Source organism: Sphingomonas sp. SRI_018 (assembly GCF_057586275.1).
Map to the genome: position 1 here is coordinate 664380 of NZ_JBYCZO010000002.1, position 17912 is coordinate 682291.

The following is a 17912-nucleotide window of genomic DNA, read 5'->3' on the forward strand; positions in this document are numbered from 1 at the left end:
GCGGGCGGCTGCCGCCTAAACGTCAGAAGGTGGTGCGCCCCCCCGAGGTGTCGAAGGTCGACGCGGTGGTGAAGCTGCACTCCTCGCTCGCCATGAAGCAGACCATGGCGGCCGATTCCTCGACCTCGCCGAGACGGCCCATCGGGATCTTCGAGCGCATATAGTCGACCTGGCTCTGCGGGAGCTGGGCGAGGATCGGGCTCTCGAAGGTGGCGGGCGTCAGGCTGTTGGCGATCACGCCCTTCCCGGCGAGCTCCTTGCCGAGACTCTTGGTGAAGCCGATCACGCCCGCCTTGGACGCCGAATAGGCGGAGGCATTGGGATTGCCTTCCTTGCCGGCGACCGAGGCGATGTTGACGATGCGGCCATAGCCGTTCGCCAGCATGAACGGCACCACGGCGCGGTTGCAGTAGAACAGGCCGTTCAGGTTGATGTCGATCACCCGCTGCCAGCTGTCGATCGGATACTCGTGGACGGTGGCGGTCGCGCCGGTGATGCCTGCCGAGCAGACCAGGATGTCGACCTTGCCGAGCGCGGCGGCGCTGGCCTTGGCCGCCGCCTCGACCGCGGCCGGATCGGACACGTCGAGCGCCTGGATGTCGGCGGCGCCGACCTCCTCCTTCGCCGCGGCGAGCGCCTCGGGGTTGAGGTCCCACAGCGCGACGGTGCCGCCCTCGGCGACGATGCGCCGCGCCACCGCCTTGCCGAGGCCCGACGCGCCGCCCGTGACGATTGCGGTCCGCTGGAAGAAACGGCCGGGATAGAGCGTCACGCGAACGCCCCCAGGTCGAACGCGACCACCTTCTGCCGCTGCTGCCCGAGCTTCTCGATGGTCAGCGCCATCTCGTCGCCGGCCTTGAGGAAGATCTTCTCGGGCTTCTTGCCCTCGCCGACGCCCGGCGGGGTGCCGGTGATGATGAGGTCGCCCGGCAGCAGCGTGACATAGCGGCTGACGTAGGAGATGATCTCGGCGACGTTGAAGATCATCGTCTTCGTATTGCCGGTCTGCATCCGCTCGCCGTTGACGTCGAGGCTCATCGCCAGGTTCTGCACGTCGCCGACCTCGTCGGGCGTCACCAGCCAGGGGCCGACCGGGCAGAAGGTGTCGTGGCCCTTGCCCTTCGACCATTGCGAGCCGCGCTCCTTCTGGTTGAAGCGCTCCGACACGTCGTTCGCCAGCACATAGCCCGCGACATGGCCGAGCGCGTCGGCTTCCTCGACGTAGCGGCAGGTCTTGCCGATCACGACGCCCAACTCGACCTCCCAGTCGCTGTGGGTCGAATCCTTGGGCAGCACGACATCGTCGTTCGGGCCCGACAGGCTCGACAGCGCCTTCATGAACATGACCGGCTCGGTCGGGATCGGCAGGCCCGATTCATGCGCGTGATCGGCATAGTTGAGGCCGATCGCGACGATCTTGCTGATGCCGGTGACCGGCACGCCGTAGCGCGGCTCGCCCTCGACCAGCGGCAGCGACGCCGGATCGACGCCCGCCAGCCCGGCGACCGCGTCGACGGTGATGTCGCTCACCTTGCCCGACAGGTCGCGGATGCGGCCGTCGGCGTCGATCAGACCGGGCTTCTCGGCGCCCTTCGCGCCATAGCGGCAAAACTTCATGGGGGTTCCTCAGTTCGGGTAGGGACGGTGGAGGGCGATATCGCGGTTGAGCTCGACGCCAAAGCCCGGCTTGTCGAGCGCCGACGCCCTGATGCGGCCGTTCTCGGGCACCGGCTCGCCGAGCAGCTGCGGGGCGAACATCGGCACCACCTCGGTCGGGCCGGGGTGCATCATCAGGAACTCGGCGAACGGCGAGTTGTGGCGGGTGATCACGAAATGATAGCTGTAGACCGACGAGCCGTGCGGCACGACCAGCTTGCCGCGCGCGTCGGCGAGCGCGGAGATCTTGAGCAGCTCGGTGACGCCGCCGCACCAGCCGACGTCGGGCTGGATGATGTCGCAGCATTCCATCTCGAGCAGCATCCGGAAGCCCCAGCGGGTCGCCTCATGCTCGCCGGTGGTGACCAGCATGCCCTTCGGCACGTTGCGCCTGAGCTCGGCATAGCCCCAATAGTCGTCGGGCGAGAGCGCCTCCTCAATCCACTTGAGGCCGAGCTCGTGGCAGGCGATGGCGAGCCGCGTCGCATAGTCGACGTCCAGCGCCATCCAGCAATCGTACATCAGCCAGAAATCGTCGCCGACCTTCGACCGCATATCGGCGAGCAGCGCGACGTTCTTCTTGAGCCCTTCCAGCCCCTCGGCCGGACCGTGATGGAGCGGGAGCTTGCCGCCGATGAAGCCGAGCTCTTTGGCGACGTCGGGCCGCGCGCCGGTCGCATAGAACTGGAGCTCGTCGCGCACCGCGCCGCCGAGCAGCTGGTACACCGGCTCGCCGCGCAGCTTGCCGAGCAGGTCCCACAGGGCAAGGTCGACCCCGGAGATGGCGTTCACCACCAGCCCCTTGCGCCCGTAATATTGCGTCGAGAAGTACATCTGGTCCCAGATCTTCTCATATTCGGCCGGATCGCGGCCGATCAGGAAGCGGGAGAGGTGCTTCTCGACGATGAACGCCGCGGGCTCGCCGCCGGTGGTCACCGCGAAGCCGATAGTGCCATCCTCGGCCTCCAGCTCGACCACCAGCGTGCCGAGCACGTTGATGCCGAAGCTCTGCCGTGAGCTGCGATATTCGGGATAGCGCGCCATCGGGGTGGCGATATGGTCGTCGATCCAGTGGCCCGCGCCCTGGTCGTGATAATCGGCGCCTCCGCCGCGCACCGTGAATGCGCGAACATGCTTGATCCTCGATAGCGCCACCGCCGAACCTCCCCTCTCAACCATATGGATATAATATTAGTATTACCTTTTGGTCGTCCGGTCCATATGTTGAAACGCTGCGTGGATCCAATTTCCGATGAAGCGAGCCTTAGCCTCATTCGGGCCGGGCTGTCTAGAATAGTAATATTATATCGAACTGGAAATCGGTCTCTAGCCCCTCCCCTTCAGGGGAGGGGTTGGGGTGGGGACTCGCCCCAAGCGACAGAGCCTGCCGCACTCCCCCACCCCCAACCCCTCCCCTGAAGGGGAGGGGCTTATTGTTCCAGGTCAGCCTTCCGCCAAAATCGACCGATCGATCTTGGCGACCGCATTCACCCCCGTCAGCGTCATCGCGACGCGCATCTCCTTCTCGATCAGGTCGAGCAGCTGCACGACGCCGGCCTCGCCCCGTGCCGCCAGCGCATAGAGCCAGGCGCGGCCGAGCAGCACGCCGTGCGCGCCGAGCGCCAGCATCCGCACCACGTCGAGCCCCGAACGGATGCCCGAATCGGCCAGCACCGTCACCCGGTCGCGCACCGCGTCGGCGATCGCCGGCAGCGCCCGCGCGCTCGACAGCACGCCGTCGAGCTGACGGCCGCCGTGGTTGGACACGACGATGCCGTTCGCGCCGATGTCGGCGGCGGCGCGCGCGTCCTCGGGGTCGAGGATGCCCTTGATGATCAGCGGGCCGTCCCACGCCGCGCGGATCCAGTCGAGGTCGCGCCAGGTGATCGACGGATCGAAGTTGGCGCCGAGCCAGCCCATGTAATCGTTCATCCCGCTGGCGTTGCCGAGCACTGGCTCGAGGTTGCCGAGCCGGTGCGGCCGCCCGCGGATGCCGACGTCCCACGCCCAGCCGGGCTTGCCGATCGCCTGCAGCACGCGGCGCAGCGGCGCGTTCGGACCCGACATGCCCGAATGCGCGTCGCGATAGCGCGCGCCGGGCACTGGCATGTCGACGGTGAACACCAGCGCCTCCGCTCCGGCTTCCTTGGCGGCGGCGATCAGGTCGCCCATGAAGCCGCGGTCGCGGATCACGTAGAGCTGGAACCACAGCGGCCCCGGGCTCGCCCGCGCGATCTCGCCGATCGAGCAGAGCGCGACGGTCGAGACGGTGAACGGCAGCCCCCGCGCATTGGCGGCGCGCGCCGCCTGCGTCTCGCCGCGGCGGCGGTACATGCCGCCGATGCCGATCGGCCCCAGCGCGACCGGCAGCGGCTGCGCGCGTCCGAATAAGGTCGTCGACAGGTCGATCTCGGCGACGTCGCCCAGCACGCGCTGGCGCAGCGCCACCGTCTGGAGGTCGGCGACGTTGCGCGCCAGCGTCGCCTCGGCATAGGCGCCGCCATCGGCATAATCGAACAGGAACCGCGGCAGCCGCCGCTTCGCCGCCGTGCGGAAGTCGAGCGTCGAGGCGATCGTCGTCACTGGAGGTTCACGAACATGCCGCCGTCGACCAGCAGCGCCGCGCCGGTGACATACTGCGCGAGGTCGGAGGCGAGGAACACCGTCGGCCCGACCATGTCCTCGGGCTGGCCCAGCCGGCCGAGCGGCACGCGGCTCTCCATGTACCGGCGCTTCTCCACGTCGGCGAGGTCGTCCTTGTTGATGTCGGTCAGGATGGTGCCGGGCAGCAGCGCGTTGCAGCGGATGCCGTGCTTGCCGAGCGCGATCGCGGTCGACTGCATCAGCGACAGCACGCCCGCCTTGGTCGGGGTATAGTGCGTCTGATACTCGCCGCCGACCAGCGCGGAGATCGAAGACATGGCGATGATCGAGCCGCCGTCGCCCTGCGCCACCATCTGCTTGGCCGCCGCCTGCACCATGAAATAGGCGCCGTGCAGGTTGACCCGCATCGTGCGCTCCAGCGTCTCGACCGGCATGTCGAGGAAGGCGTGGAACGGGCAGATGCCGGCGTTGTTGACGAACACGTCGACGCGGCCCAGCGCCGCGGTCGCGCGCGCGACGAAGTCGGTCGCGGTCTCCGGGTCGGCGACGTCGCCCTGGATCGCGACGCCCTTGCGCCCAAGCGCCTCGATCTCGGCGACTGCCGCCTCGGCGCCGGCAGTGTCGCGCGCGAAGTTGATCGCGACGTTCGCGCCATGCTTCGCGCAGCCCACCGCCACCGCGCGGCCGATCCCCGCCGAGGCGCCCGTCACCAGAACCGTCTTGTTCTCCAGCAGCATGTCACAATCCCTTAGTGTCGAGTTCAGATCAGTTGAAGCGAGCCTGTACCCCGGCGAAGGCCGGGGCCCAGCATCGGGCCGGCCAAAGCGGCGCGAACCATCGCCACCGCCCGGCGACTGGGCCCCGGCCTCCGCCGGGGAACGGAGTCGGTTTCACTGAAGACCATCCTAGTTCAAACGATCCTGGAGCACGGCGACGCCCTCGGGCTCGAGCGCGACGCTGCCGACCTTGCCCCCTGCCAGCACATCGCCCATCGCGCGCGGCAATGCCACGGTGCGGCGCTCGCGGCCATGGTTGATGAGGATGACGATCCTGCGGCCGCCGCCCTCGCGGGTCATCAGCTCGACGTCCTCGGGCACCGCGAAGTCGCGGATGACGCCGGCACTGGCGAGCGCCCGGTCGATCAGCCCCTTCATCACCGCGTCGTCGACCAATGCGCCGACATAGGTAATCGTGCCCTTGCCGACCTTCCGCGTGATCGCGGCGGGGTGGCCGTCGAGCCAGCCGTTGGCCTTGCCGTAGCGCAGCAGCACCTCGGTATCGGGCGCCTTGGTCGACAGGTCCTCGGCCCAGATCGTCGCCTTGCCGCCTTCCACCGCGACCGTCTCGTCGAGCGCGTAGAATTGCTCGACCTGCCCGCCGAGCAACTCGGCGAGCGCTCCCGGCTGGCGAACCGGCTCGAGACGATTGAACTCGTCCTTCATCCCCGATCGCGGACCGAGGATCAGGTGGCCGCCGCCCTTCACATAGGCGGCAAGCTTCGCCGCCGTCTCGTCGGTGATGATGTTGAGACTAGGCGCCACCACCAGCCGATAACCGTCGAGCGGCCCCGCCGCCTCGACGATGTCGACCGCGCCGAGGGCATCCTTGAGCGGCCGGTAATAGTCGAGCAGCACCGCGATCTGGTCATAGTCCTTGTGGTGCAGCTGGAAGTCGATCGCCCAGCGGCTTGGATAGTCCTGCAGGATCGCGACCGGCGACACCGGGTGCGTGCCGGCGATCGCCGGCGACGCCTTCGCCATCTCGCGCCCGATCCGCGTCACTTCCGGATAGATCGGCAGCGGCTTGCCGTCCGGGCCGATGATCGATCCGTGCATCGTCTCCTGGCCGTTCAGCGCGTTGCGCCACTGCCAGTAGAGCACGCCGTCGGCGCCGTGCCCGACCGCCTGCCACGCCATCGCCCGCGTCTCGCCCGGGTAGAGCATGTTGCTGACCGGCGCCCAGTTCACGAAGCCGGGCTGGATTTCCATCACCCAGAAATTCCTGCGCTTCCATCCGCGCACCAGGTCGTGGGTCGCGCCGTTGCGATAGGGCTGGAGATGGCCGGTGCCGACATAATTGTCCCACGACGCGAAATCGAGGTCGCGATTGATGGCATAGCGGTCGAACTTGTTCGCCCAGCCGAGGCCGCCGAGGTTGGTCGTGATGAACTGCGCCGGCACCGCCTTCGCCCGGATCGCGTCGAGCTGGTTCTTCTGGAACTCGACCCATTGGCCGGTGATGAAGCGCTTCTGCTCCAGCATCAGCCCGGGATTGCCCTTCTCGGTGTTGAACGGCACCTGATCCCAGCCGGTATAGGTCTGCGACCAATAGGCGGTCGTCCACGCGTCGTTGAGCTTGTCGAGCGTGCCGTAGCGCTGCTTCAGCCACGCGACCCACGCCGCCTTGGCATCGGGATCGTAGCTCTCGTCGGTATACTCGTTGCCGATCTGCCAGCCGATGACGTTGGGCTCGTGCCCCAGCGCCTCGGCCATACGACCCACGATGTCACGGCAGAACGCACGGTAACGCTGCGACGAGATCGAGAACTGCCGCCGCCCACCGTGGCCCAGCCTTTTGCCCTCGCCGTCGATGCGCAGCACCTCGGGATATTTCTGCGTGAGCCAGGCCGGCGGCGTGTCGGTCGGCGTGCCGATCACGACCTTGATGTCGTACCTGGCGGCGAGCCGGACGGCGCGAACCAGCCAGTCCATGTCGTATGCGCCTTCGGTCGGCTCCATCCGGCTCCAGGCGAACTCGCCGATCCGCACGACGTTGGCGCCATGCGCCTTCATCAGGCGCAGGTCCTCTTCCCAGCGCTCCTCGGGCCATTGTTCGGGATACCAGGCGGAGCCGAGCCACAGCTTGTCGAACTGCTGCTGCCCGGCGGGTGCGACCGTATCGGCCGCCGCCGGCAACGGCGTCGCAAGCAAGGCCGCCGCAGCCAGCGCGATCTTGAGCCGAACCGATCCGCCAGTGTTCCCCGGCGAAGGCCGGGGCCCAGTCGCGATCCGCTCGTTGGAGAGCGATGCGCGCTGCTTCGACGGCGTCGCGACTGGGCCCCGGCCTTCGCCGGGGAAGCGATTCATCGCGTATCGCTCCGGAACCACCCGCCTCATATCGACCAGCCGCCGTCGATGTTGTGGATCTGCCCGGTCGTGTAGGTCGCCCCGGCGAGATAGACGACCAGGTCGGCGATCTCCTCCGGCGTGCCGATGCGCCCGATCGGCTGGCGCGCGACGAAGGCGGCGCGGGTGGTCTCATAGTCGCCCTGCGCGGACAGGCGCTGCTGCAGCGACGGCGTCTCGACCGTGCCCGGGCAGATCGCGTTGCAACGGACGCCCTGGCCGACATAGTCGGCGGCCAGCGCCTTGGTCAGGCCGATCACCGCCGCCTTGGTGGTGCCGTAGACGAAGCGGTTGGGTACGCCCTTCACGCTCGAGGCGACCGACGACATGTTGATGATCGCCCCGTCGCCCTTGGCCAGCATCCCCGGCAGCACCGCGCGGCACGTCCGCACCATCGCCTTGACGTTGAGCTCATAGGCGAAGTCGAGGTCGGCATCGGTCGACTCGAGCAGCGCGCCGCCGTGGACCACGCCCGCGCAGTTGAACAGGATGTCGACCGTGCCCGCGCCGCCGACCACCGCCGCGATGTCGTTCGGGTCGAGTACGTCCAGCCGGGTGGTGGTGATACGCTCGCCGGCCAGGCCCTCCAGCGCCGCCTCGTTGATGTCGGTCGCGATCACGCGCGCGCCGGCCGCGGCGAGCGCGAGCACCGAGGCGCGGCCGATGCCCTGCGCAGCGGCGGTGACGAGGGCGGTCTTGCCGGAAAGATCGATCACGGGAGGTCCTTCTTCATTCTGCGGGAATCGGAAATACCGGTGCGGCGGCGGCGCGATAGCAGGCTTCGACCAATGCCATGGTTCTCCACGCGTCCTCGACATTGGTGGCGAGATGGCCGTCCTCGCCCGCCGCGAAGCGCTGGAGATTGGCCATCGGGCCGATGAATGCGTCAGGGAACCACGCGCCTTCAAGCGCGATCTGTTGCCACGGCCCGCCCTTGCGCGCGAGCCAGAGCTCGTCGGGCTCGCCGGTCGGATAGTCGAGCAGCAGCCCGAGCTTCGCCATAGCCGCGCCTTCCGTACCTTCGATGCGGAACGAGGCATCCTGGAAGCGGCGGCCGAAGTCGTGGTGATGGTTGATCGACAGCGTCGCGCGCAGCGTCTCCCCATAGTCGAGGATCGCGGTGGTGCGCGTGTCGGCGAGCCGGCTCGACGGATGCGCGTAGCTGCGCGCGAACACGCCCGCGGGATCGCCGGCGAGCGCGCGGATCGTGTCGAGGTAATGGATCGAGTGCGACACGATCTCGACCCGCGGGTTGGGGATCAGATGCGGGAACAGCTGCCAGGGCGTGACGAGGTTGAGGTGCACCTCGATCTCGACCAGCTCGCCGAGCCGCCCCTGCGCGATCGCGTCCGCCACCGCCAGCATCATCGCCGAATAACGCAGCTGGAAGTTGACCGACGCCGTCAGCCGGCGCTCCCGACACAGCTGCCGGATCGCGGTGGCGGCGGCGAGGTCGAGCCCCATCGGCTTCTGCAGCAGCACCGCCGCGCCCTCGGGCAGTGCGGACAGGATCGCGGCATGGGCGACCGGCGGCGCGGCGACGTCGAACACCGCATCGGCGGCCGCCGCCTCCTCCAGCGAGCCGAACACGGTGGCGATGCCCCATTCCGCCGCCAGCGCCTCGGCCCGCGCGCGGTCGGTGTCGTAGAGCCCGGCGACGGTGAAGCCCGCCTTGCGATAGGCGGGCAGATGCGCGTCCTTCACGATTCCGCCGGTGCCGACGATCACGATCGGCCGCGGGTCGGACGGCATCGGCCAGTGCTGCCGGAGCGCGCTCACAGGACCGCCTCCGCCCTGGCCTGGGCGGCGGCGAGCAGCTCGCCGGTCGGCACGTCGCTCGTCACCGCCGCGGTCATCAGGTCGTCGACGACGTGCGAGATGTCGGCCAGCTTCGGCGTCAGCGGCATCTGCCGGGCATGCTCGTGCAGCCAGTCGAGCCGGTGGTAATAGGGGATCAGCGTGTTGACCTGCGGGTCGGCCCAGGTCGACCGGCGCACGCCGATCGCGCCTTCGGTGGTGGTGAGCTTGTCCATCGGCGCGGTGGCGCAGTGGCGGAGGAATTCCCAGGCGAGATCCTTGCGGGCCGATCCGCTGCCGATCGTCAGCACCCAGAACACGTTGAGCGATACGCTGCGCCCGCCCGGCCCGGCGGGCAGGGGAGCGATGTCGACCAGCCCTTTCACCCGGCTGTCGGCGGCGGTGTCGGCATAGGCGGCGAAGCCGAACCAATTGGCCATCATCGCGACCTTGCCCTCAGCGAACAACAGCCCCGCCTTGACGCTGTCGAGCTCCCGCGCACCCGGTGCCATCGCTTTCGTGTCCCCGGCGAGCGCACGCAGGAACTCGAGCGCGGCATGGGCCTCGGGGGAGGTGAAGGCGGGACGGCCGGCCGCATCGAACGGCTCGCCGCCTCGCGACCAGATATGGATGCAGAAGTCGTAGAAGCCGTTGTGCCCATCGGGGAACAACGCGAGTACCGTGCCGTACTGCTTCCGCTCCGGCCGGTGGAGCGCCCGGGCGGCGGCGTGGAACTCGTCCCAGGTCGTCGGCACTGTGATGCCGGCGGCGGCGAGCAGGTCCTTGCGGTAGACGAGACACTCGGGACCGTCGTGGTACGGCATGCCCCAATAGCCACCGGCGAAGCGCTGCATCGTCGTCAGCGACGGGCTCCAGGCAGTGGGGAAGTCGGCGATCGGCGCCCGCGCCATGTGCGGCGTCAGGTCCTCGAGCAGGCCGTCCGCCTGCGCCTCGGCCAGCCAGTCGGTCGCCATGTAGGCGATGTCCCATGCGCCGGTCGCGAGCCCGCGCTGGCCGATCACCGCCTCGTGCAGCGGATTGAGATCCATCGCCACCGCCTCCAGCGCAACATCGGCACCGGTCGCGGCGATGAAATCCGCGAACTGCTTGGCGATGGCGGTTTCGAACGGGCCGAACTTGCGCACGGCAATGCGGAGCGTCTCGGTCATGCCGCAGCCTCCTCCGTGGCCGCGGGCCGGGCACGGCGACGGTCCGCGCCGATCGTGTAGATCGCGGCCGCCGCCACGACCACGATGCCCTCGATCAGTCCCTGATAGTTGGCGCCGAGATTGAGCACGTTGAACCCGTTGGTGAGCGTGAACAACAGCAGCGCGCCGACCACCGTCTTCACCACGCTCCCCGCCCCGCCGAACAGCGACGTGCCGCCCAGGATCGCGGCGGCGATCACGGTCAGCTCCGCGCCCTGCAGCGCGGTCGGGTTGATCGCGCCGAGACGGCAGCCGAACAATATGCCGGCGAAGCCCGCCGCCACGCTCGACAGCACGAAGGCGCCGAGGCGATAGGCATGGACGTTGATGCCGGACAGCCGCGCCGCCTCGGCGTTGCCGCCGACGGCGTAGAGGCGGCGGCCAGCCACGGTGAATCTCAGCACGAACCAGACCAGCGCGGTGAAGAGCGCGAGATAGACCACCGGCGCCGCGACGGTGAAGCCGGGCCCGGCGAGCAGCGCCAGCGCGCCGACCACCACCCCGCCCGCGACCGTCAGCGGCAGCCGCCTGGCCGCCCCCAAGGCGATCAGCCCCGCCGCCAGCGCCAGCAGCGGCCAGAACAGCGGCACGCGCGCACTCTCGAACGCCAGCATCTCGCTGAGCACCTGCGGCTGCTCGACCATCAGCGAGCGGCCGTCGGTGAGGATCAGCACCAGCCCGCGCACTGCGGTCAGCGTGCCGAGCGTTACGATGAACGCGTTGATCCCGACGAACTGGACGATCGCGCCGTTGAGCAGCCCGATCGACGCAGCGACGCACAGCGCCGCGGCGGCCGCCGGCACGAAGCCGACCTGCCCGGCCAGCCCGATCAGCACCGCCGCCGCCAGCGCCGCCACCGACGCGACGGACAGGTCGAACGCGCCGGTGATCAGCATCACCGTCATCGCCACGCCCATGATCCCGACCAGCGATGCCTGATAGGCGATGTTGCCGAGGTTCTGGCTCGACAGATAGGGCGGCAGCCCGCGCGAGGCCGCCAGCGCGGCCAGCACGCCGAGCAGCAGGAGCAGCGCGTAATAGACGCCCGCCTCCCTCAGCCCAAAGGTTCGTCGCCAGTCGATCATGCAGCGGCTCCCACGGGCGCGCGTCCGCCCCCGGCCATGAGGATGAGGTCGGATTCGGTGCTCGCCGCCGGATCGGCCTCGCCGACCATCGCGCCGTCGCGCAGCACCAGCAGGCGGTCGCATACCGCGAGCAGCTCCTCGAACTCGGAGGAGACCAGGATCACCGGCAGGCCCCCGTCGGCCAGCGCACGGATCAGCCGGAGGATGTCCGTGCGCGCGCCGATGTCGATGCCGGCGGTCGGCTCGTCGAGCAGCAGCACGCGCGTCGCGGGCGACAGCCATTTGGCGATCACCACCTTCTGCGCGTTGCCGCCCGACAGCTCGCCGGGAACGGCGTCGGGGCCCGGAGCCTTGATCGCCAGCCGCCGGATCGCGTCGTCCGCGGCCGCGCGATCGGCATCGGCGTTCAGCAGCCATCGCTTGCCATGCGGAAGGGCGATGTTCTCGGCCAGCGTCAGCGCCGGAACATAGCCCTGCGCCGCGCGGTCCTCGGGCACCAGCGCGATGCCGGCGGCGACCGCCTCGTCCGGCCAGCGCCCGACCGGCGAACCGTCGAGCAGCACGGTCCCGCTCGCGCGCCGGTCGGCACCGAAGATCGCGTGGAGCAGCTCGCTCCGCCCCGAGCCGAGCGTGCCCGCCAGTCCCAGTATCTCGCCTGCCCGCAGCGTGAAGCTGGTCGGCGCGAGCTTGCCGGGCGAGGCGAGGTCGCGGACCTCCAGCACCGGCGCGCCCAGCGCACGCGGTTCGGCCGTGCGCTCGAGTGCAGTCACCGATCGCCCGGCGATGGCGGCGGCGATCGCGTGCGGCTGGAGCCCGGCGGTCTCCGCATGAAGCACGGTGCGGCCGTCGCGCAGCACCGTCACCTCGTCGGTCAGCGCCATGATCTCGTCGATGAAGTGCGACACGAACAGCACCGCCTTGCCCTCGCCGGCGAGGCGGCGGATCGTCTCGTAGACGCGCGTCCGCTCATGGCCGGCGAGCGAAGCGGTCGGCTCGTCCATCACCACCACCCCGGCGCCCGCGGCGAGCGCCTGCGCGATCGCTACCATCTGCCGCGCGCCGATCGGCAGGTCGGCGACGAGCGCGTCGAGCGGGAAGGGATCGCCGAGCGACGCCACCAGCGCGGCGATGCGCGCGCGGTCGGCCGGGCGGTCGCGGCGCCAGCCGCCCTCGTCGAGCAGGATGTTCTCGATCGCGCTCAAGGTCGGCACCAGCGGGATGTGCTGGTAGATGGTGGCGACGCCGGCCGCCTTGGCGCCGCGCGGGGTCGACCAGCGTACCGGTTCGCCGTCGCGACGGATCGTGCCCGCGGTGGGGGCCAGCGCGCCGGCCAGGATCTTGATCAGCGTCGACTTGCCCGCGCCGTTGGCGCCGAGCAGGCCATGCACCCTGCCCGGCGCGAGCGTCAGGTCGACGCCGCGCAGGGCAACGGTGCCGTTGGGAAAAGTCTTGGCGATGCCTTCGAGGCTGAGCGTCACCATTGGCCGACGCACTCCCCGACGTTGGCGCGGGTGACGGCCGGAATCGGATAGGTGCGGAAGCGCGGACCGCCATCCCGCTCGTGCAATGCCTGGAAGGCGAGCGCGCCCAGCGCCTCGGGCTTGAAGCAGACGGTGCCGTCGACCGCGCCCGCCTTGATCGAGGCAACTGCGAGCTTCGACCCGCCGACCCCGACCAGCCGCGCCTTCGAGCCGGCGGCGCGCACCGCGCGGGCGCAGCCGATCACCATGTCGTCGGCCTCGTTGAAGAACAAGTCGATGCCCGGCCGCGCGGCGAGGATGTTCTGGCACGCCGCCTCGCCGCCTTCCGATGTCCAATTCCCCGGCTGCGATGCGACGATTGCGTAGCGCACGCCTGCCTTGTCGAGGCCCTGGCGGAAGCCGCGGGCGCGCTGCTCGACCTCGGGGAAACCGGCCGCGCCCTCGATCACCGCGATCCGTGCGATGCGGTCCTTCGGCAGCAGCCGTGCGGCAAGCGTGCCGGCCGCTTCGCCGGCGGCGACCTCGTCCTGGGAAGCGAGCGCGACCAGTCCGGGATAGACCTCGTCGATCCGCCGCGTCCTGGGATCGCCGACCAGCGCCGCGACCGCCGCCACCGGCACGCCGGCCCGGCCCGCGCGGTCGACCCAGCCCTGCGCCACCACCGAATCGAGCGGCATGATCGCGATGCCCTTCACGCGCTGGGCGATCAGGTCGTCGATGTCGTTGGCCTGCTTCTGCACCTCGCCCTGCGCGTCGAGCACGATGGCGGTGGCGCCGGCCCGGGCGGCGGCGTCGCCGAAGCCCTTGGCGATCGCGGCGGCGAAGGGATAGCTCAGCCCCACCGTCGACAGCCCGTAGCGCGGGCCGCCGCTCACGGCCGTGGTCACCGGGGCGCTGGCCCGCGCCGCCTGCCGCAGCGACGCCAGCGATGCGATCGCGATCACGACGACGCACGCCCAGATCAGCAGCGGGACCGGACGCCAGCGCATGGATCAGGCCAGCGGCTCGCGGCGCAGCACGAGGTAGAGGTGCTCGCACGCCAACACCGTCTCGCCGCGCTGGTTGCGGATGTCGACCGCCTCGGTGACGACGCCATGCGTGGTGCGCTTCGGGTGGTCGCGCTTGTCGGCGATGCGGGTGACTGTCTTGATCGTGTCGCCGATGTGCACCGGGCGGATGAAGCGCAGCCGGTCGTAGCCGTAGGACATCGCGTGCGGGTTGATGGTGGTGGCGGTGAGGCCGATGCCCACCGAGAACACTAGCGTCCCGTGCGCGATGCGCTGCCCGAAATCCTGCGTCGCGCACCATTCCGCATCCATGTGGTGCGGGAAGAAATCGCCGGTGTGGCCGGCGTGGATGACGAAGTCGGTCTCGGTGATCGTGCGGCCGAAGCTGGTGCGCTCGGCGCCGATCGCATAGTCCTCGAAATATTGCTCGACGATCATGGGGTGGTGTCCATCAATGCGGTGTCGGCTCCTAGCCGCGGCGCCGCGCGGCCATTGGCGAGGATGCGGCCGTCGATGCGGATCGGGCAGCGGGTGAGGGTGAGCCTGTCCCCGTCCGGCGACGTCACCTGCTGCGTCGCCTCCAGCGCGGCGAAGGCGGGATCGGCGGTGAAGCCCGGCCAGTCGTTGACCGGCGCCGCCCAGATGCCGGCCGGCTCCAGCCGGTCGAGCCAGTGCCTGCTCGGCCGGGCCGCGAGATGGTCGCGCAGCACCGCCTTGATGGCGTCCCGCTCGGCGAACCAGCGGTCGGCCGGGAAGGCCGCGAGCGCCGGGCAATCGATCACCTCGGCCAGCCGGTCGACCGGGCACATCGCGATGGCGAGATGGCCGTCGGCGGTGGCATAGATGCCGTAGGGCGCGGCGAGATAGAGGTTGGCGTTGGCGACCTTGCTCCGCGCGGGCATCGCGCCGCCGCGATTGAGGTAGACCGCGAGATGCTCGAACTGCAGGTCGATCGCCGCCTCGATCAGGCTGACGTCGACGCGCCCGCCCTTGCCGGTGACGCCGCGCCGCACCAGCAGCGCGAGGATGCCCTGCGCGAGCTGCGCGCCCGCCATCATGTCGGTGATCGCCAGCCCCGCCGGCACCGGCGGCCCATCCGCATTGCCGGAGAGCCAGGCGATCCCCGACAGCGACTGGACGAGCAGGTCCTGCCCCGGCCGATCGCGCCACGGCCCCATCGGTCCATAGCCGCTGACGCCGGCATAGATCAGCCGCGGGTTGAGCGCCGACACCGCCTCCCAGCCGAGCCCGAGCCGCTCCATGATCCCCGGCCGGAAATTGTGGATCAGCACGTCGGCGCGCGCGACCAGCGCCTTCACCTTGGCGAGATCGCCGGCATCCTTGAGGTCGGCCGCGACCGAGAACTTGCCGCGGTTGATCGCATGGAACAGCGCGCTGTCGCGGTCGAAGGCGAGGTCGGCGAGATAGAGCTTGCGGCCCGCGTCGCCGCCGTCGGGCCGCTCGACCTTGATCACCCGCGCGCCGAGATCGCCGAGCCGCAGCGCTGCCGAGGGGCCGGCGAGGAACTGGCTGAAGTCGAGCACCGTCACGTCGCCCAGCGGCATGACGAGGTCGCTGTCCTGCTGGGCGGCGGCCATGATGGTGTCGATCCCCTCGATTAGTATGTTTATATGATATTTCCTTCCCAAGCGCTATGCGGCGCGTTAGGAGGCGAGTCAACCGGGTTTTGGGCCGGGTTTCGGAAGCGAGGGGAGAGGGCAATGCGCGGAATGACGTGGGACCATCCACGCGGGTTCGATCCGCTGGTCACCGCAACGCGCGAATGGGTGGCGAACGGCGGCGAGCCGATCGACTGGGATCGCCGCTCGCTCCAGGATTTCGAGAGCTTTTCCGTGGAGGAGCTGGCGCGCCGCTACGACCTCATCGTGATCGATCACCCGCATGTCGGCCAGGTCGCCGACGCGGGCTGCCTGGCCCCTCTCGACGAGCTCTGCGACCCCGACGCGCTCCGGGGAATCGCGGCGGGATCGGTCGGTGGATCGTACGAGAGCTACAACTGGTCGGGCCATCAGTGGGCGCTGCCGATCGACGCGGCCGCGCAGGTGCAGGCCTGGGTGCCCGGCCGGATCGACGCGCCGCTGCGCGACTGGGACGCGGTGGTCGCGTTGGCGAGGGAGGGGCGGCTGACGATCCCGCTCCGCCCGCCGCATTCGCTGATGTCGCTGTTCTCGCTGTGCGGGCTCCTCGGCGTGACCCTGCCGGTTGAGAGCGAGGCGCTGTTCCCGGAAGAGGCGCGGGCCGCCTATGACCGGCTCGCCGAGCTGGCGGCGGTCATCGATCCGGCAGCCTATGACCAGGACCCGATCGCCGTGCTCGAGGCGATGGCCGAGCCAGACGCCCGGATCGCCGCCGCGCCGCTGATCTACGGCTATGTGAGCTATGCCCAGCAGGGCTTCCGTCCGACGCGGATCGCCTTCGCCGACCTGCCCGCATCCGATCCGCGCGGATCGACCCTCGGCGGCACCGGCATCGCGGTGTCGGCGTTCGGCACCGCGCCCGCCGAGGCTGCCCGCTTCGCGCAATGGGTCGCGAGCGGCGCGGTCCAGCGCACCTTCTACGCCGCCGCCGGTGGACAGCCCGCCCATGCCGGCGCCTGGGGCGACGAAGCGGTCAACGCGCCGGTCGCCGGCTTCTATGCCCGGACGCGCGCCACGCTCGACCGCTCCTGGATACGGCCCCGCCACGACGGCTATATGGCCTTCCAACAGGCCGCCTCCGATCGGCTCAACCAGGCGCTGCGCTCGGGCGAGGACGCCACTTCCGCGCTCGCCGCGCTCAACGCCCTCTACCGAGACAGCCGATGAGCGCCGCCCGCCCGCTCGACGGGCTGCTCGTCATCGACATGGCGCAGTTCCTGTCCGGCCCCTCGGCGGCGCTCCGGCTCGGCGACCTCGGCGCGCGCGTGATCAAGGTCGAGCGGCCGGGGGCGGGCGACATCTGCCGCACCCTCTATCTCTCCGACACCGACATCGGCGGCGCCTCGACGCTGTTCCACGCGATCAACCGCGGCAAGGAAAGCATCGCGCTCGACTACAAGCAGCCCGCCGATCGCGCCGCGCTGCTCCGCCTCGCGACCCGCGCGGACGTGGTGATCCAGAATTTCCGCCCCGGCGTCGCGGAGCGGCTCGGCGTCGGGCCGGAGCAGCTCCGCGCCGCCAATCCCCGGCTCGTGGTCGGCTCGATCAGCGGCTACGGCGAGGACGGGCCCTGGGCCGACCTTCCCGGCCAGGACCTGCTCGTGCAGGCGCTGTCCGGCGTGACGTGGCTGAACGGCAGCGCCGCCGACGGGCCGGTGCCGGTCGGCCTTTCGATCGCCGACATGCTCGCCGGCCATGTGCTGGTCGAGGGCATCCTGGCGGCGCTCGTCCGCCGCGGCATCGGCGGCGAGGGCGCGCATGTCGCGACCAGCCTGCTCGAGGTGCTGGTCGACTTCCAGTTCGAGGTGCTGACCACCCATCTCGGCGACGGCGGCCGGCTGCCGCGGCGCGCGGCGGTCGACAACGCCCACGCCTATCTCGCCGCGCCCTACGGCGTGTACCGCACCGCCGACGGCTGGCTCGCATTGGCGATGACGCCGCTCGCCAGGCTCGCGCCGCTGCTCGATCTCGACCTCACGGGCGATCCCTTCGCCGACCGCGACGCGATCAAGGCCCGGATCGCCGGCCGCCTCGCCGAGGACACCACCGACGCCTGGATGGCCAGGCTGCGCCCGCACGATATCTGGTGCGCACCGGTGCTCGACTGGCCGGCGCTGCTCGCGTCGGAGGCGTTCCGCCGTCTCGACCTGCTCCAGCAGGCGGGCGGGATCACGACCACCCGCGCCCCGCTCCGCATCGACGGCGCGCGCGCGAGCAACCCCGCGGGCGCGCCCGCGATCGACCAGCACGGCGCCGCGATCCGGCGCGAGTTCGGTCTGTAAGAAGCCGAA

The 17912-nt window shown here is 70.0% G+C and carries 16 protein-coding genes; 2 read left to right on the top strand and 14 right to left on the bottom strand.

Annotation, left to right across the window (positions count from 1 at the left end; translation table 11 throughout):
• Window positions 1–22: 22 nt before the first annotated feature.
• The 14 genes from AC2YHA_RS15130 to AC2YHA_RS15195 all read right to left on the bottom strand — a co-directional run bounded on the left by AC2YHA_RS15130 (window position 23) and on the right by AC2YHA_RS15195 (window position 15561).
• A complete protein-coding gene (locus AC2YHA_RS15130) occupies window positions 23–772 on the bottom strand; it encodes an SDR family NAD(P)-dependent oxidoreductase (protein WP_487402256.1) in 750 nt (249 codons plus the stop codon).
• Entirely contained in the window at window positions 769–1617 is an 849-nt protein-coding gene (locus AC2YHA_RS15135) for a 2,4-didehydro-3-deoxy-L-rhamnonate hydrolase (protein WP_487402257.1), read from the bottom strand. Before AC2YHA_RS15135 ends, AC2YHA_RS15130 begins: the two co-directional genes overlap by 4 nt.
• Window positions 1618–1626: 9 nt before the next feature.
• Window positions 1627–2835: an L-rhamnonate dehydratase gene (gene rhmD, locus AC2YHA_RS15140; protein ID WP_487402258.1), complete on the bottom strand. Its 1209-nt coding sequence runs from the start codon at window positions 2833–2835 to the stop codon at window positions 1627–1629.
• Between the two features lie 264 nt (window positions 2836–3099).
• Complete coding sequence (gene lldD, locus AC2YHA_RS15145) at window positions 3100–4239, bottom strand: FMN-dependent L-lactate dehydrogenase LldD (RefSeq protein WP_487402259.1); 1140 nt, start codon at window positions 4237–4239, stop codon at window positions 3100–3102.
• Window positions 4236–4997 (bottom strand): L-rhamnose 1-dehydrogenase Lra1, encoded by a 762-nt coding sequence (gene lra1, locus AC2YHA_RS15150; protein WP_487402260.1) that lies wholly within the window; start codon window positions 4995–4997, stop codon window positions 4236–4238. The genes lldD and lra1 overlap by 4 nt, the downstream gene beginning before the upstream one ends.
• A 168-nt stretch (window positions 4998–5165) precedes the next feature.
• On the bottom strand, window positions 5166–7346 hold the full coding sequence (locus tag AC2YHA_RS15155) for a beta-galactosidase (protein ID WP_487402261.1): 2181 nt from the start codon (window positions 7344–7346) through the stop codon (window positions 5166–5168).
• 26 nt (window positions 7347–7372) lie between these two features.
• Window positions 7373–8101 carry an SDR family oxidoreductase gene (locus tag AC2YHA_RS15160; RefSeq protein ID WP_487402262.1) on the bottom strand — a complete coding sequence of 243 codons (729 nt, stop codon included), beginning with the start codon at window positions 8099–8101 and terminating at the stop codon, window positions 7373–7375.
• A gap of 13 nt (window positions 8102–8114) precedes the next feature.
• The gene (locus tag AC2YHA_RS15165) at window positions 8115–9164 is read right to left on the bottom strand and encodes a Gfo/Idh/MocA family protein (RefSeq protein WP_487402263.1); all 1050 of its coding nucleotides are present in this window, start codon (window positions 9162–9164) and stop codon (window positions 8115–8117) included.
• A complete protein-coding gene (locus AC2YHA_RS15170; protein WP_487402264.1) occupies window positions 9161–10351 on the bottom strand; it encodes an extracellular solute-binding protein in 1191 nt (396 codons plus the stop codon). Before AC2YHA_RS15170 ends, AC2YHA_RS15165 begins: the two co-directional genes overlap by 4 nt.
• Entirely contained in the window at window positions 10348–11475 is a 1128-nt protein-coding gene (locus tag AC2YHA_RS15175) for an ABC transporter permease (protein ID WP_487402265.1), read from the bottom strand. Before AC2YHA_RS15175 ends, AC2YHA_RS15170 begins: the two co-directional genes overlap by 4 nt.
• Window positions 11472–12956, bottom strand: coding sequence for a sugar ABC transporter ATP-binding protein (locus AC2YHA_RS15180; RefSeq protein ID WP_487402266.1), 1485 nt, complete (start codon window positions 12954–12956; stop codon window positions 11472–11474). Before AC2YHA_RS15180 ends, AC2YHA_RS15175 begins: the two co-directional genes overlap by 4 nt.
• A complete protein-coding gene (locus tag AC2YHA_RS15185; protein ID WP_487402267.1) occupies window positions 12950–13945 on the bottom strand; it encodes a sugar ABC transporter substrate-binding protein in 996 nt (331 codons plus the stop codon). The genes AC2YHA_RS15180 and AC2YHA_RS15185 overlap by 7 nt, the downstream gene beginning before the upstream one ends.
• 3 nt (window positions 13946–13948) lie before the next feature.
• Complete coding sequence (locus tag AC2YHA_RS15190; protein WP_487402268.1) at window positions 13949–14401, bottom strand: MaoC/PaaZ C-terminal domain-containing protein; 453 nt, start codon at window positions 14399–14401, stop codon at window positions 13949–13951.
• On the bottom strand, window positions 14398–15561 hold the full coding sequence (locus AC2YHA_RS15195) for a CaiB/BaiF CoA transferase family protein (protein WP_487402269.1): 1164 nt from the start codon (window positions 15559–15561) through the stop codon (window positions 14398–14400). Before AC2YHA_RS15195 ends, AC2YHA_RS15190 begins: the two co-directional genes overlap by 4 nt.
• A gap of 123 nt (window positions 15562–15684) precedes the next feature.
• Between AC2YHA_RS15195 and AC2YHA_RS15200 the strand changes: the two genes are divergently transcribed.
• Window positions 15685–16788, top strand: coding sequence for an extracellular solute-binding protein (locus AC2YHA_RS15200; protein WP_487402270.1), 1104 nt, complete (start codon window positions 15685–15687; stop codon window positions 16786–16788).
• Complete coding sequence (locus tag AC2YHA_RS15205) at window positions 16785–17903, top strand: CaiB/BaiF CoA transferase family protein (protein WP_487402271.1); 1119 nt, start codon at window positions 16785–16787, stop codon at window positions 17901–17903. Before AC2YHA_RS15200 ends, AC2YHA_RS15205 begins: the two co-directional genes overlap by 4 nt.
• The last annotated feature ends 9 nt before the right edge of the window (window positions 17904–17912 follow it).